Origin of the sequence: Litoreibacter arenae DSM 19593, assembly GCF_000442275.2 — a bacterium.
In the GTDB taxonomy this organism is placed as follows: domain Bacteria; phylum Pseudomonadota; class Alphaproteobacteria; order Rhodobacterales; family Rhodobacteraceae; genus Litoreibacter; species Litoreibacter arenae.
In genome coordinates, this window is the sequence record NZ_KE557314.1 from 224,624 (window position 1) to 246,535 (window position 21,912).

A 21,912-nucleotide genomic window follows, 5' to 3' on the forward strand; every position below is an offset into this window, starting at 1 on the left:
TCGAGACTCCCAAGAGAAGCGTATAAGCACTTGATACGCAAGTGCCGCAGTGCGCCCCGCCGCGATTGCCCGCAGCGAGGCGCTGTTTTTTAGACGTGGCCGTCTTTGACGAGTTCGCCTTTCGCGTGTCCTGCCATGCCGCCAGAAACCTCTTCCGTTGCTTCGTCGGACAGCTCTTCTGGCAGGATCAGGTTCAACACAATCGCGATCAACGCCGCGGGCAGAAGGCCCGAAGTCATCAGGATACGCAGCGTGTCGGGCAAATACTGAACCGCTTTGGGATCAAGCTGCAAACCGAGGCCGACGGACAGGGAGATCGCGAAGATCACCATGTTACGGCGGTTCCATTTCACATCCGACAGCATCGAAATACCTGCTGCCACAACCATGCCGAACATTACGATTACGCCGCCGCCCAGAACCTCGATCGGGATGGTGCGGATAACAGCGCCAACCTTGGGGATCAGGCCACAGATGATCAGGAAGATCGCACCGATGGTGACAACGTGACGGCTCATGACGCCCGTCATGGCGATCAGGCCGACATTCTGGCTGAACGACGTGTTCGGGAAGCCACCGAAGATGCCGGCAACCGCAGAACCGAGACCGTCTGCATAGGTTGCGCCGGAGATCTCTTCCTCGGTCGCTTCACGCCCTGCGCCACCTTTGGTGATACCGGACACATCGCCCACAGTTTCAACTGCCGAAACGAACGCCATCAGACAGAAACCGACGATGGCCGCGAAGCTCATCTCGAAGCCGTATTTGAATGGAACCGGGAAAGCGACGGGTGCAGCGCGACCCCAGCTGGTTGCAATGCCCTCAAGCGTCACCATGCCCACGGCCATGGCATAGAAGTAGCCGACGAAGATACCGATGACGACGGCCGATACTGCCAGCATGCCTTTGGCGTAGAACTTCAATGCCAGCGTGACGAAGACCACGACCAGAGCTGCGGACCAATTCAGCAAAGAGCCGTATTCCGGCTGGTTGATGGCTGGAACGCCACCCGCTGCATACTGGATGCCCACTTTCACCAGAGCCAGACCGATCATGGTGACCACAAGGCCGGTAACCAACGGTGGCAGCGCGAAACGGATCTTGCCGATAAAGGTGGCGATGAATGTGTGGAACAGGCCACCGATCACCACACCACCGAACAATGCGGGTAGCGCCTCGACGCCCTTCCCGGCAACCAGCGGAATCATGATCGGGATGAACGCAAACGAAGTGCCTTGCACGATAGGCAGGCGAGCGCCCACAGGACCGAAACCGATGGTCTGGAAAAGTGTTGCCACGCCAGCAAACAGCATCGACATCTGGATCAGATAAGTCATGTCAGGGAAGCCCTGCGCCCCCGCGTCCGATCCGAAGCCGAAGCCTGCGGCCCCGGCGATGATGATAGCCGGTGTCACGTTCGAGACGAACATGGCCAGCACGTGCTGGATGCCCAGCGGAATGGCGCGGTGAAGCGCCGGTGTGTAGTTGGGATCGCGGAGTTGCTCCGGTGTCCCGATGGATGCATCTGTCATTGTGGTTTCCTCCCCTAGATGATGCGTTATGCCGACTTTGCGCCGACGGTTTTCTTATTTTTTTTCGATCAGGTAAGCCGTCTCGAACCAGTGTTCTTCAAGATTGGGGCCGTCTCCGATGCGGTCGACGACCGCAAAAAGCCCCGGCTCCGACAACGGCGCCAATACGCCGTGCCATGTGCCGCGATGGAAGTTGATGGCCTGCCCCGGTGTGGTGATAAACGCCTTGGGGTCTTTAGGCACTCCGTTGTCATCGGCGGCGACCACGACAAGAAACGGGTCTGCCGACATTGGTATGAAGGCCTGACTGCCTTCGGGGTGACGCTCGACCAGCTCCAACGCCAAAGGCAGCGTTTCCTTTTCGCCCTTGAAGATGCTGACACCCGCGCGACCGTCCGAGAAATCAAGGCGGGCCTTGTCGTGGAACCGGCCACACTTGCCCTGATTGATCATTTTGTCCGGCGTGCCGGTGGCGTCCATGACATCACCATAGGCGGCGAACGCCTCGGCGGTCAGTTCCTGCGTCTTGATCGTTTTTGTCATGCCGAAAACTTCTCTTGCAGGCGCAACTCTGCAATGCGTTCGACCTGACGGCAGGCCTCGGCAAATTCGGTGTCGCGATCGCTGTAGATGCGACGCTGAAAGGCATCCATGATGGAGGCTTTCGTATTGTCGCGCACCGCGATGATGAAAGGGAAGCCGAATTTACCGGTGTAGGTCTCGTTGAGTTCCGTCAACTTGGCGCGCTCTTCGTCGGTCAGGGAATCCAGCCCGACAGAGGCCTGCTCGGCAGTAGATTCTGCTGTCAGCCGCTTGGCCTCGGCCAGCTTGCCCGCCAGATCGGGGTGCGCCGTCAAGACGCCAAGGCGCTGTTCTTCGGAGGCGGAGCGGAACACGCTTGCCAACGCCTGATGGACACCTTGCGCCGTATCATGGGTCGGGCCCAGCTCTTTTTCATATGCACCTTCTGCAATCCACGGGCTATGCTCGAAGATGCCGCCAAACTCGGAAACGAACGTATCGCGGTCCATTTCGGACGGACGTTTTTGCTGCACCGGGGGATGCTCCTTGGCCCAGTGCTCGGCAATCTCCAGTCGCGTTGCGAACCAGACGCCCTCATGGGATTTGAAATATTCAATAGCCCGACGAAACGCGGCTGCGCGGCCCGGGCGACCGATCAGACGGCAATGCAGGCCGATAGACAGCATCTTGGGCTGACCGGCCTCACCTTCTTCATACAGGTAGTCAAAGCTGTCCTTGAGGTATGACTCGAACTGCTCGCCATTGGTGAAGCCCGCCTGAATGGCGAAGCGCATGTCGTTGCAGTCCATCGTGTAGGGGACGATCAACTGGTCTTTGCCGTCGAAATTCATCCAATAAGGCAGATCATCGGCATAGCTGTCGGCGACATAGGCAAACTGACCCGTTTCCGCCGCAAGCCGCACGGTGCTGTTGGAGCAGCGCCCCGTATACCAGCCGCGCGGCGCTTCGCCAGTGGCCTCGGTGTGCACCCGGATGGCTTCCGCGATTTGTGCGCGTTCCTCTTCTTCGGGCATGTCTTTATGCTCGACCCATTTCAGACCATGGCTGGCGATTTCCCAGCCGGACTTCTTCATCGCTGCGACTTGTTCAGGCGCGCGCGCCAAGGCGCTAGCGACGCCATAAACGGTCACGGGAAGGTCGCCCAGCATACGGTGGACGCGCCAGAAACCTGCGCGAGATCCGTATTCGTAGATCGATTCCATATTCCAGTGGCGCTGGCCTGCCCATGGCTGCGCACCCGTGATTTCGGACAAGAACGCCTCGGATGCGGCGTCGCCATGCAAAATGTTGTTCTCGCCGCCCTCTTCATAATTCAGCACAATTTGCACCGCGATCTTGGCTCCGTTGGGCCAATTCGCTGCTGGCGGCGTCGCGCCGTAACCTGTCATGTCGCGTGGATATCGAGTCACTTGAGTCCCTCCGTTGTGGGGTTCTTGTATTCCAAAACAATAAATTTGTTTTTCAAAAAAAACACGAAGCAGCCTTTGCCCGGTCGGGGTTTGCGTCCACAAGGTTGAATTGAGACACTGCACGAAACAAAAGGAGCTTGCCCATGTCCGGCTATCTTACCACCCACGTTCTCGACACTGCACGCGGCTGTCCAGCGGAAGGACTCAAGATCGAGTTGTTCCGTATCAACGGCTCCGAGCGCACGCATCTCAAGACCCTCGCGACGAATGATGACGGCCGCACGGACGAGCAGATTCTGCCCGCTGACGATTTCGAGACAGGCACATACGAGTTGGTGTTTCACGCAGGGGAATACCTTGACCGAATTGGCACACCGGCTGAAGATCCACGTTTTCTGGACGTGATCCCGCTGCGCTTCGGTATGTCGGAAGCGTCGCATTACCATGTGCCGTTGCTGCTGTCGCCATTCGGCTACTCAACCTATCGCGGCAGCTGATTGGGAAGTTTGGTTTCCTTGATCACGTCACTGATGCGATCAATCACGAAATCCATGAACAAGCGGGTTTTGGGGTCTTGGTGCCGACGATGGGTGAACAGACAGGCCATCTGAATGGACTCGGGAGGGGTTTGCTCCCCGACCACCACCAACTCACCTGACTTTAGGAAGTCAGCAACCTCAAAAACCGGCTTGAGGGTAATCCCATGGCCCGCCAACGCCCAGTCCACCAGAACATCGCCGTCGTCACACTCATAACGCCCGCTCGTCGCAAATCGCTTGAGGCCATCCTTGGTTATCAACGGCCACTGGAACTCCTTCGCACCCGGAAAGCGCAGGTTTAGACATTCGTGCTTTTCCTTGATGATTTGTTGACCGGAACGGGGATGACCGCGCGCACTGATATACGCGGGCGAGGCGCAGAGCACCCGTTGCACGTCCGCGATTTTCCTGATCCGCAGTGTGCTGTCCTCGGGCTGGCCCAGAAAGAACGCCAGATCCAGCCCTTCGGTGGTCAGGTCGACCTTGCGGTCTGTCAGTCGGAGGCGAACGCTCACGTCCGGATACTCCGACAAGAACGCGGGAACCTGCGGCGAGATCAAGCGCCGCCCTACCCCCAACGGCGCCGCGACATAGAGAGAGCCACGAGGACGCTCAGTTATGTCGACAACCTGCGCCTCGGCGGCCTCGACCGATTCCAGAACCTGACACGCGCCGTCGTAGAACGCCTTACCCTGCTCGGTCGCGTGAAGGTTTCGCGTGGTGCGCTGAAACAGTCGCACCCCCAGATGCCCTTCGAGTTGGGAGATACGCGAGGAAGTCACCGCAGGGGAAATCCGCAGATCACGCCCGGCGGCGGACATGCTGCCAAGCTCGTAGACACGAACGAAAGTACGGATATTGTCGAGGTAGGACATTATATTGCTTTTTTTGATACAGCTTGGATTTTGTCACTAATACCAGAAAAGTCAAAAGCCGCATAGTCTGGCTTCAACGAATCTAGGGAGACATATCATGTATGATTTAGCCATCATGTGGGACTGGGTAGCTTTTTCCGTCCGCTGGCTGCACGTCATCACTGCAATGGCATGGATCGGCGCATCGTTCTACTTCGTCGCGCTCGATCTGATGCTGAAACCCAACGATGCCCTTCCGGAAGGCGCATATGGCGAGGAATGGGAAGTGCATGGCGGCGGGTTCTATCATACCGTCAAATACCTGGTAGCCCCGGCGCGGATGCCCGAGCACCTGACCTGGCACAAATGGCAGAGCTATTCGACATGGCTATCTGGTGCGGCGCTCTTGATGATCATCTACTGGGTGGGTGGCGAGTTGTTTCTGCTCGACCCGAACAAAGCTGATCTGGCGCTGTGGCAGGGCATCCTGATCTCCGGCGGCTCCCTGACCATCGGTTGGCTGCTTTATGACCAGATGTGCAAATCCAAGCTGAGCGAGAACCCGACCCTGCTCATGCTTCTGTTGTTTGTGATCTTGGTCATCATGTCATGGGGCTATAACCAGATTTTCACCGGACGCGCCGCACTGCTGCACTTGGGCGCATTCACCGCAACGATCATGACGGCCAACGTGTTCTTCCAGATCATGCCGAACCAGCGCATCGTAGTCCAAGACCTGAAGGAAGGCCGCAAGCCCGATCCCAAATACGGCAAGATCGCCAAGGTGCGCTCGACCCACAACAACTACCTTACGTTGCCGGTTGTCTTCCTGATGCTGTCGAACCACTACCCGCTGGCTTTCGCCACGGAATACGCTTGGATCATCGCCAGCCTCATCTTCCTGACCGGCGTGACCATCCGCCACTACTTCAACACGATGCACTCCACCGGCAAAGGGCCGAACTGGACCTGGGGTGTCACCGTAATTCTGATGATCGTGATCGCATGGCTGTCTACAAACCCCGGCTACGACAGCTACGATGAAGCGGAAGCCCGTGCGCTGACACCTTACGAGCAAAAATTCGCATCCGCAGAAGGGTTCGAGGACGCCTATAACGTCGTCCTCGGCAACTGCTCTATGTGCCACGCCCGCGAGCCCGCTTGGGAAGGCATGCACTGGGCACCCAAAGGCGTCTTTCTGGAAACGGAAGGTGACGTCGCCCGCCATGCAGAGGCGATCTTTTTGCAAGCTGGCGTGACGCACGCGATGCCGCCACCCAATGCGATCGACACGATGGAAGACGAAAACCGCGCCACTATCGTAGCGTGGTATCGGGACGGAAGGTCGAAATAAGGCTGCGGCGGGCGTCCTTAAACGGATGCCTCCAGCAAATGCTTGGAATACGGGTGCGTCGCTTTCATCGCACGGAGCGCCGCGACGTCGAGGATCTCCACGATCTCGCCGTCTTTCATCACAGCCAAGCGGTCGCACATATGCCCGACCACCGACAGGTCATGCGACACCATCACATAGGTCAACCCACGGTCCCGCCTCAGGTCTGCGAGCAGGTTGAGGATTTCGGCCTGCACCGAAACGTCCAGCGCCGAGGTCGGTTCATCCAACAACAGCAGGTCAGGCTCCGGCGCCAGCGCGCGCGCAATCGCGACGCGTTGGCGTTGGCCGCCGGATAGCTGATGCGGGTAGCGGAAGCGGAACTTCTGCCCCAAGCCCACGTCGTCCAGCAGCTTCACAACCCGGCTGTCGATCTCTTTGAAACCATGCAGATGCAACGTCTCGCCCAGTACCTGATCGACCGAATGACGCGGATGCAATGACGCGTAGGGATCTTGGAATACCATCTGCACCGTTTTGAAAAATGCCTTCGGGCGCTTCTTGGTCAGCTGCTGACCCTCGACAACGATCGAGCCGGACCAGTCAGGCGCAAGCCCTGTGATGGCCCGCAAAATGGTGGATTTACCCGAGCCGCTTTCGCCGACAAGCCCGAAGCTCTCGCCCTTTGCCACCGAGAACGTGGCGCCTTTGACAGCATCGACGCGGTCGCGATGTTTGCCGAACCAGACGTTCAGGTCCGAGACGTCCAGAATACTCATATCCGCCCACTCACACTTGGCGCTTCGGACCATTCGGGATCACGCTCCAGCACCTCCAACCGGTCGCGTGGCGCGTCCAGACGCGGCAACGAGTTCAACAGCCCGCGCGTATAGGGGTGCTTGGCCTCATGCAGCTTGTTTGCATCGCAAACCTCTACAACGCGACCGGCATACATGATCAGGACTCGGTCGCAAAAATCGGCGACCAGATTAAGGTCATGACTGATGAAGATCAGGCCCATGCCGCGCTCTTTCACCAGCTTGTCCATGATGTCGAGCACTTGGCGTTGCACGGAGACGTCCAGCGCGCTGGTCGGCTCGTCCGCGATCAGGATTTCCGGGTTGGGGATCAGCATCATCGCAATCATAATCCGCTGTCCCATGCCACCGGACATCTCGTGCGGGTAGGCGCGCATGACGCGCTCGGCGTCACGAATGGATACGGCCTCCAGCATCTCCAGCGATTTGTTGTAGGCTTCGCTTTTGGAGGCGGAGCTGTGCAACCGATAGGCTTCAATGATCTGATCGCCGATGGTCATCACAGGGTTCAGCGAGAATTTCGGGTCCTGCATCACCATGCTGATCCGCTGCCCGCGCACGGCCCGCATATCTTTCTCGGACAGGTTCATCAGATCCACACCTTCAAGGCTGATTTGGTCCGCCTCGACGATACCGGGGGGCCGAATAAGCCGAAGTATGGCGCGGCCCGTCATCGACTTGCCGGAGCCGCTTTCCCCAACGATCCCCAGCCGCTCGCGGCCAAGGGTGAAGGACACACCCCGCACCGCATCAAATACGCCGTTACGGGTGGGAAACTTCACCCAAAGATTTTGGACGTCCAAAAGCGTGCTCATCATTCACCTGCCTTTGGGTCGAGAACGTCGCGCAGCCCGTCACCCAGAAGGTTGAACGCCAGCGACACGGTGAAAATTGCAAGGCCCGGCATGGTCGCGACCCACCAGTAATCCAGAATAAACCGTCGCCCTTCCGAGATCATCGCACCCCATTCGGGGCTGGGCGGTTGCGCGCCAAGGCCAAGGAAACCAAGCCCCGCTGCCGCAAGAATGATCCCTGCCATATCCAATGTCACCCGCACGATCAGTGAGGAGATGCACAGCGGCCAGATATGCTTGGTGATGATCCGGAGAGGCCCCGCCCCTTGCAGCTTGATCGCGCTGATGTAGTCGGAGGAGCGGATCGTCAGCGTCTCGGCCCGCGCGATGCGGGCATAGGGCGGCCATGCGGTCAAAGAGATTGCCAACACGGCATTCTCGATCCCAGCCCCAAGCGCCGCGACAAAAGCCAGCGCCAGAACCAGACGTGGAAAGGCCAGAAAGATGTCCGTGATACGCATTAGGATCGTATCCACCCAACCGCCGACATAGCCCGAAACAGTGCCGACCAGCAGCCCCGCGACGGGCGCGATCAGCGCAACCAGGGCGACGATGTATAGGGTAATGCGTGCGCCGTAGATCAGCCTGGACAGGATATCGCGGCCCAGACTGTCGGTGCCGAAGATGTGCCCGTCAGTTCCCAGCGGCGCCAGCCGGTTCCCCAGATCCTGCACAAACGGGTCATGCGGGGCGAGAAGCGGCGCGGCGAAAGCGACAAATACCAGCAGCACAAGAATGCCCAGCCCGATCATCGCCATGGTGTTGGAGCGGAACGACAACCACCCCTGATAGATCGCCGAAATCTTCGCGTGACGGCGTGAGGTTGGCGTTTCGGTCAGCAGCCATTGGCGCCATGTCTGGGTGTCTGCCATCTATTTAGCCCTCGGGTCGAAGACCTTATAGAGCAGGTCCGAGAAGATATTGAGTAGGATGAAAATCAATCCGACGACGACCGTGCCACCAAGAACAGCGTTCATGTCCGCGCTGAGCAACGCGGTGGTGATATAGCTGCCAATGCCGGGCCAGCTGAAGATGATTTCGGTCAGGACGGAACCTTCCAGCAGGTTCGCGTAGCTGAGCGCGATAACCGTAATCAGTTGAACGCGGATGTTCTTGAACGCGTGCTTCCAGATCACGTCCCACTCCGACATGCCTTTGACCCGCGCGGTGGTGATGTACTCGGCGCTGAGCTGCTCGAGCATGAACGACCGTGTCATGCGGCTGATATAGGCCAGCGAGAAGTAGCCAAGCAGCGAGGCAGGCAGAATGATGTGGCTGAAGGCGTCTTTGAAAACGGCCCAATTGCCGTCCAGCAGGGCGTCGACAAGGATCAGCCCTGTGACGCTGGGGACGACGTCAACATAGAAAATGCCGACACGGCCCGGGCCACCGACCCAACCGAGGATGCCGTAAAATACCAATAGCCCCATGAGGCCCAGCCAGAAGATCGGCATGGAGTATCCGACCAGCGCCAGCACGCGGGCGACTTGGTCGATCCACGAGCCTTTGCGCACGGCGGCCAGTACGCCCAAAGGCACACCCAGCACGACGCCGAAGATGATACCCAAAGTAGCAAGCTCCAGCGTGGCGGGAAAGACGCGCGCAATGTCTTCTGACACAGGCCGCGCATTCAGGAGGGAGGTGCCGAAATCCAGGTGCAGCACGTCCCACAGATAATAAAGGAATTGAACCAATAACGGCTTGTCGAGGCCTAGCTGCTGGTACACCGCGTCATAGGTCGACTGCGACGCCCGCTCGCCCACGATGGCAAGCACCGGGTCAATCGGCATGACGCGACCGATAATGAAGGTGATGAACAGCAGGCCCAGCAGCGTCACCGAGATCGAGCCGAGCGTCAGCATCGACGTCTTCGCCAGCGGCCAGGCTTTCTCTGACAGAGGCGCCCTTCGCGGGCGCCTCTGGTTATTATCGTCGGTAAGCGACACTTACTTGGTGACCTGCCAGTAGGCCGCAGCCGTCACGGCCTGACCTGTCGACCAATTCTCGACATTGTCACGCAAAGCGGATTGCTCGATCTGCTGGAACATCATGACGAAGGGAGATATCTCGCGGAACTCCTTCTGGATATCCAGATACATTTGCACCCGTTTCTCGCGGTCGTTCTCTGTCACAGCGGCCTCAACCTTCTCTGTCAAACCGCCCGCGTCCCAACCCGTACGCCAAGCCAGAAGACCGGTTGCGTTCGCTTCGTCGGAGTTGTCGGGGTTGTAGGCAAACGTGCCTGCGTTGGTTTGGGGATCAGGATAGTCCGGTCCCCATGCGCCCAGATAAACGTCCAGCTCGCGCGCACGATAACGGGCGAGGATTTGCTTCGCCGTCCCGACCGTGATGTTCACCTTGATACCAGCTTGCGCAGCGGCGTTCTGGAACGACTGCCCGATTTCGATGCGCTCCTGCGCTTCACGTACGCCGATTTCGACTTCGAGATTTTCGACCCCTGCCGCTGCCAGCAACTCCTTCGCTTTCTCGATATCGTAGGAGAACGGGTTTTCGTCCGATGCGCCAAGATAGGTCTTCGGCAGGAAGTTCTGGTGGATCGTGTATTGCCCTTTCAGGAAGCTGTCGCGCATACCTTCGTAGTCGATCAGGTATTTGAACGCTTGTCGCACTTCCGGCTTCGACAGCACCGGATGTTTCTGGTTCAACGCCAGATACATCAGGCGGCCTTTCAGTTCATCTTCGACCTTCACGCCATCGGCTTCCATGACGCCTGCGATGTCTTCAGGGTTCAGGTTACGCGCAACGTCAATATCACCACGTTCCAGCAACAAACGTTGTGATGCGGATTCGATGACATGCCGGACGATCACACGCTCCATCGCCGGTGCGCCGCCGTAGTAGTCAGGGAAAGAGGTCAGAGTGACGCTCTCATTGGGTTTCCAGCTGTCCAAGATGTAGGGACCGGAACCTGCGGAGTTTGTCTTCAGCCAAGTGTTACCCATGTCGCCATCGACTTCATTGGCCATGACGGTCGCCTTATCCACGATCCCGCCGATGGTTGCTGTCAGGCAGTTCAGCACGAAGGACGTCGCGTATTTCTTGTCCGTGGTAATCATCAGCTTGTTGCCGTCGGCCCGGATGGTCTCGGTGGCGTTTTCCGGGGTGAAGCCGAATTGCGTCAGGATGAACGCAGGCGTCTTGTTCAGGATCACCGCACGTTGCAAAGAGAACGCGGCGTCCTCGGCTGTGACCGGATTTCCGGAGTGAAACTTGACACCTTCGCGCATGGTAAAGGTGATCGTCTTGCCGTCCTCGGAAACTTCCCAGCTTTCCGCCAAGTCGGGCTGATAGCCCGCCTCAAGGTTCAGTGGGTCCAGGTTGACCAGGCGACCGTAGACGTTGCGGCTGATGTCAGAGCCCGCGAACTCGAAGCTCTCGGCCGGGTCCACGGTGGTCACGTCGTCAATGCGGTTGGCAATGACCAGCATGTTTGCGGGCGTCTCGGCAAAGGCCGAGAAGGACGTCACACCGACCGCCAAGCCTATCGCGGCGCTTGTGAGTAGTCTGTTAAAGGCATTCATATTAGGTTCCTCCCTATTCAGTTGTCGTCTTTGCTGCGTGCATCGGGGTTATTCTCCCCAGGTTTTTTCCAGCACACGCAGCCAATTTTCGTGGCAAAGTTTGGCGATCAACGCGTCGTCGTAGCCGTGGCGTGCCATCGCCTGTCGTAGTTTGGGCAGTCCGGCGCAGGAGGTCAAATCCTCCGGCACCACTGCCCCGTCATAATCAGAGCCGAGTCCAACGCGGTCCTCACCGACATGCTCGATCAGGTGATCGAGATGCCGCAGCATCTGCTCCAGCGGGACGTCCGCTAGCATGCGACCGTCATCGCGCAAGAAAGCCACTGCAAAATTCAGCCCCACCATGCCATCGCTTTCGCGAATTGCGGCCAGCTGCTTGTCCGTCAGGTTCCGGCTGTGCGGACAAATCGCATGGGCGTTGGAATGGGTCGCGACCAGCGGTTTGGTAGAGTGTCGCGCCACGTCCCAAAAGCCTGCTTCATTTAGGTGCGACAAGTCCACCATTATTCCCAGTTCATTGCACCGTTTCACCAGCCGCAAGCCGTGATCTGTCAAACCGGTGCCGATATCACCGTCGCTGGGATACCGGAACGGCACACCGTGCCCGAAGATCGTCGGGCGGCTCCAGACCGGTCCGATGGAGCGCAATCCGGCTCGATACAGAACCTCTAAAGTATTCAGCTCGGCGTCGATGGCCTCCGCACCTTCGATATGAAATATCGCCGCCAGTTTTCCACTGCCCAGCGTCGCCCGAATTTGGGCAGCGGTCGTGCAGACCGTCAAGGCGCCCTTTTGCTCAAGGTCGAACAGGATCGCGGCCTGGGACATCACCACGGGGAAAGCGTCCTCCCAGTCGATGGCCTCGGGCAGAGGCAGATCATACGTCGCCTTGGCCATTTCCTCCATCTTGAAATCGAGGTCGACAGGTGACGGAACATAGACGGCGAAGAAGCCGCCACCAAACCCGCCAGCCATTGCTGAGGGCAGGTCAATCGCCCCGTCCCTGCCAGTTACAAAGCTCTCGGAAGCGGAACCGCCACCGGCGCGATATAGCTTCAAAAGCACATCGTTGTGACCGTCGAACACAAGTGGCGTCGTGTCTTCCATAACGCAGCAAATCCCCCCAAGGCGTCACCCGTCACCTTAGATCAGAATTTCTCATCGACTAGGGAAAAGACCATGATAATTAATCATAAGTATATGAGGATAACGCAGGAGGTTTCATGGGCACCAAAACGTGGCACAGTTTGCCCGAGTATCAGGCGCTTCGCGCATTGATGGAAAGCGGCACAACGTCAAAGGCGGCTATCCGACTGGGCTTGTCGCAATCCGCGGTGAGCCGTTCCATCGCCAGTCTGGAGGCGCGCACGGGTCGGATATTGTTCGAACGCGAAGGCGGTCGCCTTCAGCCGACAAACGAAGCCATGAGGATGAACAAGCGACTGGACCCCTTGTTTGAGGCGCTCGACCGCATTGATGGCCCCCCGGAGAGCACACAGGAAACGCTGCGCATCGCGGCCCCTCCAACCTATGCGCACCGCTTTCTTGTCGACCACATGGCAACATTTCTCAAGACCAACCCGAACTTCTACATAAGCCTGGAAGTTGCATCTTCGGAAGACGTCATTCGCGGTATTCTGGGTGGCCAGCACGATCTGGGCCTCACCGGCGTCGAGCTTTCGCGAGACGGGGTACGACTGGCGCCCTATCGCACGTCCTCCGCGGTCTGCGCCATGGCAAGTGACCATCCCTTGGCGCAGAGGCAGGTCATCCGCCCGGAAGACCTCCACGATCAGCCTCTGATCGCACTGACACATCGCCATGCCCGCCGTGCTCAGTTGGAGAAGATACTTCATGGGGCGCGAAGTGATCCACGGATCATCGCTGAGGTTTCTACATCTGTAGCTGCGGTGGATTTAGCCAAAACCGGCTTGGGTCTCGCGATCGTGAATCCCTTCCCGATTGTTCAATATCGCTCCGACGGCGTTGTCTTTCGCTCCTTCGCGTCCCAGATCACCTATCGCAGCTATTTCATTACGCCCGATCACAGCCCCATCTCACGCGTTGCCCGATCCTTCATGCGGCATCTAAGGCTGCACACCGCCAAGGACAGTTTTTCGGAGAAAGCCTGACCTCTACTCACAGCGAAGATGATGGCACCCAAATATAATGCACAGTTCAGATCGGCATCGCGATCAAACGCAAATTGCATGTCGGCGGCACAAAAATCAGCTATGTAGCCTGATGGATCCGATGCCGCCGATTCCCCGCGACGATTTGATCGTCTGCACGCATTGCGATGCGGTCTTCACGCTTGAGCGCCCCGCTGCCGGCCAACGGGCGAAATGCGCGCGTTGCGGGACGGTGCTGATCACACCAAGGCGCAAGGCGGGATTGCAGATCATTGCCGTTTCCGTCGCAATTACGATTCTGATCATAGCCGCCACGATTTTTCCGTTCCTCTCGATCTCTGCGGCGGGGACGTCGAACTCCGTGTCAATTCTGGATGCGGCCCTCGCATTCAGTGACGGGCCGTTGGTGGCCCTCACACTGGCAACCGCTGCATTGATTATCTTCGTGCCGCTGGCGCGTGTGCTGCTGACGATATACGTGCTCGTTCCCATCGTGCTCGACCGACCGCCCGCGCGAGGCTCTACCCAAGCCTTCCGGCTGTCGGAAGCGCTGCGCCCTTGGTCGATGGCGGAAATATTCGCACTCGGCTGTGCAGTGGCCCTGATCAAGATCAGCGACCTTGCCGATGTTGCATTCGGGCCAGCTTTCTGGATGTTTTCGACGCTGGTTGTTTTGGTTGTAGTGCAGGACAATTTCCTGTGTAGGTGGTCGGTATGGAAGTCGCTGGACAAAACCCAAGCATAAAAAGCGCGCGTGATTTGGGCGTCGTCGCTTGCACAAGATGTCTGCAGGTCTGGCCTGCGGGAACACCGTCATGCGCCCGATGCGGCAGCACCATTGTGGCCCGCGACGAAAAAAGCCTGCAACGTGTCTGGGCGCTGTGGCTGGTCGGCCTCATGTGCTACGTCCCGGCGAATATGTATCCGATGCTGCAAACGCGCACCTTGCTGAGCGTGCAGGAAGACACCATCGTCGGCGGCGCTGTCGAATTAATGCACCACGGAGCCTTCGGTATTGCGTTGATTATCCTTATAGCGAGCGTCGTTATCCCGCTCGGCAAGTTCATCGCGATCGCATTTCTCGCCATCTCGGTGAAACGACCATCAATGGTGTCAAACCACCATCGGCAACTGATGTATGAGGTTGTCGAATACATTGGGCGCTGGTCGATGATCGACATCTTTGTGGTTGCGATCATGTCGTCTCTCGTACAATTAAATACCCTGGCGGCAGTAAACCCCGGCCGCGCAAGCCTGTTTTTCGCGCTTTCCGTGATCTTTACCATGCTCTCGGCGCAAGCCTTTGACAGCCGGATGATATGGGATGCGCAGCGGGCCGAGAGGAATATCGACCGATGAACGATACACCAACGCCGGTAACCATCGAGCCCGCGCGCAAGTTATTTCTTTCAAACGCATCGTTCGTCTGGATCATCCCGCTGCTGGCCTTGATTATCGCCCTTGGCGTGGCCTGGCAGTCCTACAACTCCCGCGGACCGCTGATTACGATCGAGTTCGAAAACGGCGCGGGCATAAAAACGCGCGAAACCGAACTCCGTTTCCGCGACGTGGCGGTCGGTGTGGTGGAGGACGTCAAGTTCGCCTCCGGCCTCTCAGGCGTCGTGGCACATGTCCGGTTGGACAAAGACGTGGCACCCTATGTCGATGTCGGTGCGAGTTTCTGGGTCGTCCAGCCCGAGCTGAGTGCGCGAGGCGTCAGTGGTCTGGAGACGGTTTTGTCGGGTGTGTATATAGAAGGCACGTGGGACGGCGATATCGGCCCGTCGCAGTCCAGCTTCAAGGGGCTCAAGGACACACCTCTTTATCGCTACGGCAAAGAAGGGTTGGAGATCACGCTTCGCACAACGGCGGGCGGCAGCCTGACGGATGACAGCCCGATCACCTATCGCGGGATCGAGGTAGGGCGTCTGGGGAAGGCGCAAATCTCCCAGCAAGGCAGTTTCGCCGTCGCGGAGGCCATCATCTATCATCCGCATAGCCGCCTGATCTCGCCAACGACGCGGTTTTGGGACACCTCTGGCTTCACGTTTTCCGTGGGTCCGAGCGGAGCGGAAATCAACTTTTCATCCATCGCGACGCTGGTCGGTGGCGGGGTCACATTTGAGACGTTCGTCTCCGGTGGCAGTGCCGTCTCTGACGGCTACAGTTTCGAGGTCTTTCAGGACGAGGCATCGGCCCGTGACAGCGTGTTCAATGCATCGGAAGCAGAGCCTTTGCAGATGCGGGTCGTGTTTGACGAGAACATTTCCGGCCTGAGCGTTGACGCACCGGTCGAGCTAAACGGTTTGCAAATCGGTCGGGTTGAAGGTCTCTCCGGCGTCATAGACGCGGATGCGTTCGGGGACCAGCGCGTCCGCTTGAGTGCATTGATCAACATCCAGCCCGCGCGCTTGGGCTTGCAGGACGACGTCTCTCCCGAAGCGGCCCTGGAGTTCCTGTCGCGCCAGATCGAAGACGGATTGCGCGCCCGTCTGGCATCCGCCAGCCTGCTGTCAGGCGGGCTGAAAATCGAATTGGTCGAGGTTGAGGACGCCCCACAATACGTTGTCCAGACGGGCGAGGGTATCATCCCGATCATCCCCAGCACCAATAACGAAATTTCTGACGTTACCGCGACCGTGGCTGGTGTCGTTTCGCGTATCAACAACCTGCCAATTGAGGACCTGCTCAACAGCGCAATCCAGTTCCTCAACAGCGCCGACGCTTTGATATCGGATCAGGATTTACGTGAAACGCCTCAGGTCGTAAAAGCCCTGCTAGGCGATTTCCGTGAAATCGTAGCGTCCGAAGATGTGCAGGACATACCCGTAAAGCTGAACGCCTCGCTTGGCCGGTTCGAAACATTGCTGGCACAACTCGAAGAAGAGGCGTTTGCGACGCAACTGGTTGCAGCGGTGAACGCAGCGGCGACGGCGGCCAATGGCGTCAACGCGTCTGTCGAAGGCGTGCCTGCCCTGATTGCGCAGCTTGAAGCGGTCGCCGAGAAAGCCGAAAATCTGCCACTGGAAGATTTAACGAAGCAGCTAACCACGCTGACCGCCTCCGCAGATGCTATCCTCGGAACCGAAGCCGCGAAGCAACTGCCCGCCGACCTCGGCTCCGCCCTCAACGAGATCAACGCAACGCTGCAAGAACTGCGCGAAGGCGGCGCGGTGACAAACATCAACGCCACACTCGATTCAACGCGCAAGGCCGCAGACGCGGTGGCGGTTTCGACGCAGGATCTGCCCGCTTTGGTTGAACGTGTTCGCGTCGTGCTAAACCAAGCCAACGAAACCATTGCAGGCTACAACAGGGGTGAAGCCTTGAGCAGAGACGCGCAAAGTGCGCTGCGCGACATATCGAAAGCGGCCGAGGCAATGACGTCTCTTGCGCGTATGCTCGAACGCAACCCAAGCTCACTAATTCGAGGACGATGACTATGGGTTTTACAAAACCAACCCTTCTCGGGGCAGCCTTCATACTCTCGGCTTGCGGGGCAACGCCCGACCTTTACACAGTCACTCCGCCTCAGGTTGAGCAGACCCAACGCATCGCCTTTCGCGCCGTTGAGGTTCGGGATGTTTCCTTGCCTACATACGCCAGTGCGAACGAGATCGCTGTTGAGGATCAAGACGGCAAGCTGGTCACCGATGCCGCAGTCTTATGGGCAGACAACCCGGAACGCGCAATCGCGCTGGAACTGACGCGAAACCTCGCCCGCTTGACCGGCGCGCAGGTAGCATCGGAGCCATGGCCGTTCGAGGCATTTCCCGACGCGCGATTGGACGTGCGTTTTGAAAGCCTGATCGCTGGTGCAAACGGCCAGTTCCGCGCGTCCGGGCAGTTTTTCGTGAGTGTCGACGATGGTGGGCGAGAACGCTCGGGCCTTTTCGATATAGCCGTGCCCTTCGATCCGGCAAGCGGCCCCAAAGCCATCGCAGCGGCACGGGGCAGAGTCATCTTGGATCTGGCAGTCTACATCGCAGAAAACGGGCTGCGTTAAACACCACTGACTTCTCACAAACCCGCTAGCTGACCTGTCGGATAACTCTCTCGAACACGCGGGCCGTATCACGCCAGCTTGGCAAGCTCTTGGCCCGTTCCAATGAAAGCTGTTGAAACTGCGCTGCAATCTCCGGCTCTTCGATCAGGCGTCGTAGCGCGTTCGCGAATGCTGCCGGATCGTCCGGAGGCACCAGTATACCAGCCTCGCCGACGGTCTCAGGGACGGCACCTACATCGCACGACACCACTGGCAAGCCGTAAAACATCGCTTCGCTCAGCACCATGCCGTAGCCCTCGTAGCGCGTAGCCAAGGCAAAGATCGACGCGGCATTAAAGTGCTCGGCAAGCTCAGGACCGTCCAGCTCTCCCGCGAATGTAACCCTTTGAGACAATCCAAGCTCGCGGCATTGAGTGCGCAGTGCATTCGCCGTGTGTTGGTCATGAGCTTTGCCAACGATCACGGCGTTCCAGTGAAGGTCTGTAATGAGTGACAATGCATCAAGCAGAACATCATGTCCCTTGCGCCGTGCGAGAAGACCAACTGACAGTATTAGGGGCGGGTCAGCTCTTGAGGCATTCAACACCGGCCTGTCAAATCCCGGCGGGGCCACAGTAATCGACGCAGGATCGGCGCCAAAATCGCGCGCAAGAACCTCCGCTGTGTGTGGGCTGGGAACGACGATGTGGGCGGCAAAACCCAGCGCCTGCGCCTCGTTCTCACACAAGAAGGCGGCTCGCTCCGGTGCCAGCCCTGTTTCCAATCCAAGCGGATGATGGATCATGGCTAGGATCGGCGCTTTAACTTGAGCAAGCCCTGCGGGGTCGATCGCGCCGAAGACCAAGCCGTCCAGAATAATCGGTTGATGCGCCGGAACCGCGTTCAAGGCCGCGAGCGTCTCGGCCATGTCAGCGACCGTCGGGTCGGGAAAGCTATCGGGCAGTTGCAGATGCGCCGTCTTCACGCCAATCTCGTTAAGAACACGCAAAACCGTGGCCTCATACAAAAAGCCGCCCGTGCGGCGATCCTTGTCACCCGGTATCGCGAAAACCGCCCGTGTCATGTCAATTGCTCACTTGCATAGATCGCCAGAACCATCCGCTCCGCCCAGAGGACGGCAGCATACATCACCACCGCAACCAGCGTGATCGCGACGATGCATGACCAAAGCATGTTGTAGTTTGATGTTGTCGACGTCAGCGCCATCAACACTCCAATGCCCTTTCCGGTCGCGAGCCACTCGGTGGTCGTTACCGCCAGAATTGCTGCCGGAACCGCCATCTTGGCCGACGCAAATAGGGCCGGCATCATTGCGGGTATCTGTGCGGCACCCAGCACCCTGACCGGACCCGCGCCATAGGTGTGGAACACGTCGATGATCTGCTGCGGCGCTTGTCGCAGGCCTTGAAGGCAAGCCACGAAAGTCGGGAAGAAGATCATGACCGCGACCACGGTTATCGTTCCCGTAGCGCCACGACCCAAGGCCAGTACAATCAATGGCGCAGTCGTAATGATGGGTATCGAGCGCAAGGCCACCGCGACAGGCAGCACCACACGGGTTGCCTTGGGGAAAAGTATTACGGCAACAGCAAGCCCCGCACCCAACAGCAGCCCGGACAGGAAGCCGGGTATGGTTGCAGCCATGGTTTCTTTCAGGGCCACCCACAGCGTCAGGCGGGCGTCGGCATCTGCGGCCAGATATCTAACTACATCGCCGGGTCGCTTGGCGAAGAAGCGGTTCAGCTGAAACACATCCATAGCGACCTGCCACAGCAGAAGCAAAAACAATGCGGCCGCTACCATCTCGGCGATCCCGGGCCAGATGTTACGACGCGTCGGCGGCTTGGGCGGCGACAGGATAATGACCGGTGCGTACCCCACAAGCCGCTCACCAATCCGACCGACCAGCGCATAGGCAAGCACGGCAACGGTTGCTGAAATGAGAGCCAGCGACCATGTTGCATCGACATCCAGACCGCGCATCGCTCTGAGTGTCAGAACACCAAGACCGCGTTCCGCCCCCGTAAATTCCCCGATCATCGCACCTAGGAAGGCAGCAGGGGCGGCAATTTGAAGGCCCGCGAAGAGATAGGGCAAACTTGCACGTGCCCGGACAGTAATCAGCGTCATGAAACTGCCGCGTCCATACACAGACATAAGATCAGACCAGCTTCGCGGCATGGCCCGCAGTCCAACAAGCAAAGCGAGATATGTCGTGTAATAGACCGCCAGTCCGGCCAATGCTATTTGCGGCGCAGAACCAGGTCCGGAGATGACCCGCAGGATAGGACCGGTAGCCACGAGCGGCAGGCAGAAGATGACCAATGCACTGGCTGAAACAACGCGCTCCGCTCTAGGTTGCATCGTGACCAGACCAGCCATGATAACCGCCGCAATGTTTCCCCAGACAAAGCCTAATGCAGCGTTCTGCGCAGTGGTTAAGGTTGCACGCACCAAGAGGCCGGAGTTTGATGAAACAAAAGCCCAGACGCCGGACGGGCTGGCGACCAATACGCTTTCTGAGAAAACGTGGGCCGCCCCTCCCCAAAGCGAAATCGCGACAAGGGCAGTCATGAACCCGGCCCATATCTGCATTTAAACGGCAACTCCGAGCGCACGCAAAACCTGCGCCTTTCTAGATTGAAACTCATGGCCGTCGATTAGCTTTGCAGTGCGTGGCTCGTCGAAGGTCACCGACAAATCCGCCACGACCGTCGCAGGACGTTCCGAAAGGACGATGATCCGCTCGGAAAGCAGCACCGCTTCGTCCACGGAGTGTGTGACCATAATCGTCGTGGCCGCCCTTTTTCGCCAAAGCGGTGGCAACTCGGCATTCAGGCGAGCCCGTGTCAATGCATCGACCGACCCGAAAGGTTCGTCCAGCAAAAGCAATTCCGGCTCGGACACCAGACTTCGGGCGATAGCTGCACGTTGGCGCATCCCGCCCGATAGCTCCGCCGGGCGGTGTGTCTCAAACCCTGACAGGCCAACCAGCGCAATCAGATCATCCACCCCGTTATCGGATTTGCGGGCCAGTTTCGCGCCCAAGGCGATATTCTCACGGACAGTGCGCCAAGGCAGCAGCGCTGGGTCTTGGAACGCCATCGACAACGCGCCACGCTTTGCTACCTCTTTCGGGCTTTGAGAGCCGATACACACGCTCCCTGCCGAAGGCAAATCGAGACCCGCAATCAAACGAAGAAACGTCGACTTGCCGCATCCTGACGGCCCTACCAACGCAGTCGTCTGCCCCGCGATGAACGTAATATCCAGCGGTCCGAGAACTGCTGCGCCGTCAAATTGCTTGGTCAGCCCCGCGCACCGGATTTCTTTGCCAAGCACAATGCTAGGCGTGCGCATCTTCAAGAAGCGAGCGATCCCACAAGTCCGGGCCGACCTCCCTGCCCAACAGGGCGAGCGTTTCGACATTGGCGGCGACCGTCTCGTCGGTGAACCATCCAAACCCGTTCGCCGCCGTAAGGTCCGAGAACATGAGCGGCACCTGCCGCTCTGCCTGCAATACTTGCGTCGGCAAATCGAGGCCTGCATCGGGGAACATATCAACAGTCAGCACAGCCGCAGCCTTTGTGTCTGCCAAATAGTCATTCCAGCCAGCGATTTCGCCTTTCAGCAAACCCACGAGCTCCGCCCGCCGGTTCGCAATGCTGTCCTCCGTCGCAATGTAGGTTTGCGAATGCACGGAGTACCCGTGATCGGCCATCAGCATCGTTGTGTTGTCGACGCCTTGTATGGTCATCGCTACGGGTAGATCTGTTTCCCAACACAGCAAGCAATCCACCTGTCCGCTTACCAACGGTGCGGGGTCGTATTGCGTCGGGACGATCTCAATCTGGTTAATATCCACATCGTTTAGCGCACATAGGGCCTGCAAAACCGGCGTGTTCGAGACGGACATGCCGATCTTCTTGCCAACCAGATCAGCAGGCGCGTTCACCGGATTTGCCGACAACGAGGCAATCGCAAACGGGTTCTTTTGCATTGCCACCGCAATGATCTTGAACGGCGCACCCTGAGCAACTGCGGCGGCTGTGTAATCCGCGGCCGAGATGCCCACCAAAGCCGTGCCAGAAACCACAGGAGGCTCAACCGGTGCGTTCGGCCCGCCCTGTGTCAGCGAAACCGCAAGCCCTTGATCCGACCAATACCCTGATTTCTGGGCAATGTAGCTTCCGCCGAATTGAACGGAATGGAGCCAAGACAGCTGAAAATTCACCTGTTTCCGGTCGTCGGCACCCGCAGGTAATCCAAAGGACGCAGCGCCCAAGGCCGCGGCACCTGTGCTTAAAAAAGAGCGTCGGGTTGGATGCATGAGATATGTCATAAAACGTC

The 21,912-nt window shown here is 58.4% G+C and carries 22 protein-coding genes; 8 read left to right on the forward strand and 14 right to left on the reverse strand.

The window, feature by feature from the left end; all coding sequences use genetic code 11:
• Positions 1-89: 89 nt before the first annotated feature.
• From THALAR_RS13455 to puuE, 3 genes are read right to left on the reverse strand one after another with little or no spacing between them, the layout of a single operon-like run.
• Positions 90-1,532: a nucleobase:cation symporter-2 family protein gene (locus THALAR_RS13455; RefSeq protein ID WP_021102131.1), complete on the reverse strand. Its 1,443-nt coding sequence runs from the start codon at positions 1,530-1,532 to the stop codon at positions 90-92.
• A 54-nt stretch (positions 1,533-1,586) separates the two neighbouring features.
• The gene (locus THALAR_RS13460; RefSeq protein WP_021102132.1) at positions 1,587-2,075 is read right to left on the reverse strand and encodes an ureidoglycolate lyase; all 489 of its coding nucleotides are present in this window, start codon (positions 2,073-2,075) and stop codon (positions 1,587-1,589) included.
• Complete coding sequence (gene puuE / locus THALAR_RS13465; RefSeq protein WP_021102133.1) at positions 2,072-3,484, reverse strand: allantoinase PuuE; 1,413 nt, start codon at positions 3,482-3,484, stop codon at positions 2,072-2,074. The genes THALAR_RS13460 and puuE overlap by 4 nt, the downstream gene beginning before the upstream one ends.
• A 143-nt stretch (positions 3,485-3,627) precedes the next feature.
• Between puuE and uraH the strand changes: the two genes are divergently transcribed.
• A complete protein-coding gene (gene uraH / locus THALAR_RS13470) occupies positions 3,628-3,981 on the forward strand; it encodes a hydroxyisourate hydrolase (RefSeq protein ID WP_021102134.1) in 354 nt (117 codons plus the stop codon).
• Here uraH and THALAR_RS13475 read toward each other — a convergent pair.
• A complete protein-coding gene (locus THALAR_RS13475) occupies positions 3,966-4,898 on the reverse strand; it encodes a LysR family transcriptional regulator (RefSeq protein WP_021102135.1) in 933 nt (310 codons plus the stop codon). The genes uraH and THALAR_RS13475 overlap by 16 nt on opposite strands.
• A 97-nt stretch (positions 4,899-4,995) precedes the next feature.
• On the opposite strand from THALAR_RS13475, the gene THALAR_RS13480 reads away from it, so the two are divergent.
• Positions 4,996-6,231 carry a urate hydroxylase PuuD gene (locus THALAR_RS13480; protein ID WP_021102136.1) on the forward strand — a complete coding sequence of 412 codons (1,236 nt, stop codon included), beginning with the start codon at positions 4,996-4,998 and terminating at the stop codon, positions 6,229-6,231.
• Between the two features lie 17 nt (positions 6,232-6,248).
• On the opposite strand, the gene THALAR_RS13485 is transcribed toward THALAR_RS13480, so the two are convergent.
• The 6 genes from THALAR_RS13485 to THALAR_RS13510 all read right to left on the reverse strand — a co-directional run bounded on the left by THALAR_RS13485 (position 6,249) and on the right by THALAR_RS13510 (position 12,531).
• Positions 6,249-6,989, reverse strand: coding sequence for an ABC transporter ATP-binding protein (locus THALAR_RS13485; RefSeq protein WP_021102137.1), 741 nt, complete (start codon positions 6,987-6,989; stop codon positions 6,249-6,251).
• Entirely contained in the window at positions 6,986-7,843 is an 858-nt protein-coding gene (locus tag THALAR_RS13490) for an ABC transporter ATP-binding protein (RefSeq protein WP_040818779.1), read from the reverse strand. The genes THALAR_RS13485 and THALAR_RS13490 overlap by 4 nt, the downstream gene beginning before the upstream one ends.
• The gene (locus THALAR_RS13495; protein ID WP_021102139.1) at positions 7,843-8,754 is read right to left on the reverse strand and encodes an ABC transporter permease; all 912 of its coding nucleotides are present in this window, start codon (positions 8,752-8,754) and stop codon (positions 7,843-7,845) included. Before THALAR_RS13495 ends, THALAR_RS13490 begins: the two co-directional genes overlap by 1 nt.
• Positions 8,755-9,744 (reverse strand): ABC transporter permease, encoded by a 990-nt coding sequence (locus THALAR_RS13500; protein WP_021102140.1) that lies wholly within the window; start codon positions 9,742-9,744, stop codon positions 8,755-8,757.
• An 84-nt stretch (positions 9,745-9,828) separates the two neighbouring features.
• Complete coding sequence (locus THALAR_RS13505) at positions 9,829-11,424, reverse strand: ABC transporter substrate-binding protein (protein ID WP_021102141.1); 1,596 nt, start codon at positions 11,422-11,424, stop codon at positions 9,829-9,831.
• A gap of 48 nt (positions 11,425-11,472) precedes the next feature.
• The gene (locus tag THALAR_RS13510; protein ID WP_021102142.1) at positions 11,473-12,531 is read right to left on the reverse strand and encodes a dipeptidase; all 1,059 of its coding nucleotides are present in this window, start codon (positions 12,529-12,531) and stop codon (positions 11,473-11,475) included.
• A 116-nt stretch (positions 12,532-12,647) separates the two neighbouring features.
• On the opposite strand from THALAR_RS13510, the gene THALAR_RS13515 reads away from it, so the two are divergent.
• The 5 genes from THALAR_RS13515 to THALAR_RS13535 all read left to right on the forward strand — a co-directional run bounded on the left by THALAR_RS13515 (position 12,648) and on the right by THALAR_RS13535 (position 17,562).
• Positions 12,648-13,556 (forward strand): LysR substrate-binding domain-containing protein, encoded by a 909-nt coding sequence (locus THALAR_RS13515; protein WP_021102143.1) that lies wholly within the window; start codon positions 12,648-12,650, stop codon positions 13,554-13,556.
• A 112-nt stretch (positions 13,557-13,668) separates the two neighbouring features.
• Positions 13,669-14,301 (forward strand): paraquat-inducible protein A, encoded by a 633-nt coding sequence (locus tag THALAR_RS13520; RefSeq protein ID WP_040818784.1) that lies wholly within the window; start codon positions 13,669-13,671, stop codon positions 14,299-14,301.
• Positions 14,271-14,915, forward strand: coding sequence for a paraquat-inducible protein A (locus tag THALAR_RS13525; RefSeq protein WP_211264803.1), 645 nt, complete (start codon positions 14,271-14,273; stop codon positions 14,913-14,915). The genes THALAR_RS13520 and THALAR_RS13525 overlap by 31 nt, the downstream gene beginning before the upstream one ends.
• Entirely contained in the window at positions 14,912-16,996 is a 2,085-nt protein-coding gene (locus THALAR_RS13530) for a PqiB family protein (RefSeq protein ID WP_021102146.1), read from the forward strand. Before THALAR_RS13525 ends, THALAR_RS13530 begins: the two co-directional genes overlap by 4 nt.
• Before the next feature lie 2 nt (positions 16,997-16,998).
• Positions 16,999-17,562: a PqiC family protein gene (locus tag THALAR_RS13535; RefSeq protein WP_021102147.1), complete on the forward strand. Its 564-nt coding sequence runs from the start codon at positions 16,999-17,001 to the stop codon at positions 17,560-17,562.
• Positions 17,563-17,587: 25 nt separating this feature from the next.
• On the opposite strand, the gene THALAR_RS13540 is transcribed toward THALAR_RS13535, so the two are convergent.
• Both THALAR_RS13540 and THALAR_RS13545 read right to left on the reverse strand, forming a co-directional pair.
• Positions 17,588-18,625 carry a glycosyltransferase family 4 protein gene (locus THALAR_RS13540; RefSeq protein WP_021102148.1) on the reverse strand — a complete coding sequence of 346 codons (1,038 nt, stop codon included), beginning with the start codon at positions 18,623-18,625 and terminating at the stop codon, positions 17,588-17,590.
• Positions 18,622-19,944: an ABC transporter permease gene (locus THALAR_RS13545; RefSeq protein WP_322786922.1), complete on the reverse strand. Its 1,323-nt coding sequence runs from the start codon at positions 19,942-19,944 to the stop codon at positions 18,622-18,624. The genes THALAR_RS13540 and THALAR_RS13545 overlap by 4 nt, the downstream gene beginning before the upstream one ends.
• On the opposite strand from THALAR_RS13545, the gene THALAR_RS18880 reads away from it, so the two are divergent.
• Entirely contained in the window at positions 19,880-20,161 is a 282-nt protein-coding gene (locus THALAR_RS18880) for a hypothetical protein (protein ID WP_245622484.1), read from the forward strand. The genes THALAR_RS13545 and THALAR_RS18880 overlap by 65 nt on opposite strands.
• Here the strand turns inward: THALAR_RS18880 and THALAR_RS13550 are convergent.
• Entirely contained in the window at positions 20,158-20,922 is a 765-nt protein-coding gene (locus THALAR_RS13550; RefSeq protein WP_040818795.1) for an ABC transporter ATP-binding protein, read from the reverse strand. The two genes, THALAR_RS18880 and THALAR_RS13550, sit on opposite strands and share 4 nt — an antisense overlap.
• Positions 20,909-21,904: an ABC transporter substrate-binding protein gene (locus tag THALAR_RS13555; protein WP_040818797.1), complete on the reverse strand. Its 996-nt coding sequence runs from the start codon at positions 21,902-21,904 to the stop codon at positions 20,909-20,911. The genes THALAR_RS13550 and THALAR_RS13555 overlap by 14 nt, the downstream gene beginning before the upstream one ends.
• Positions 21,905-21,912: the final 8 nt, after the last annotated feature.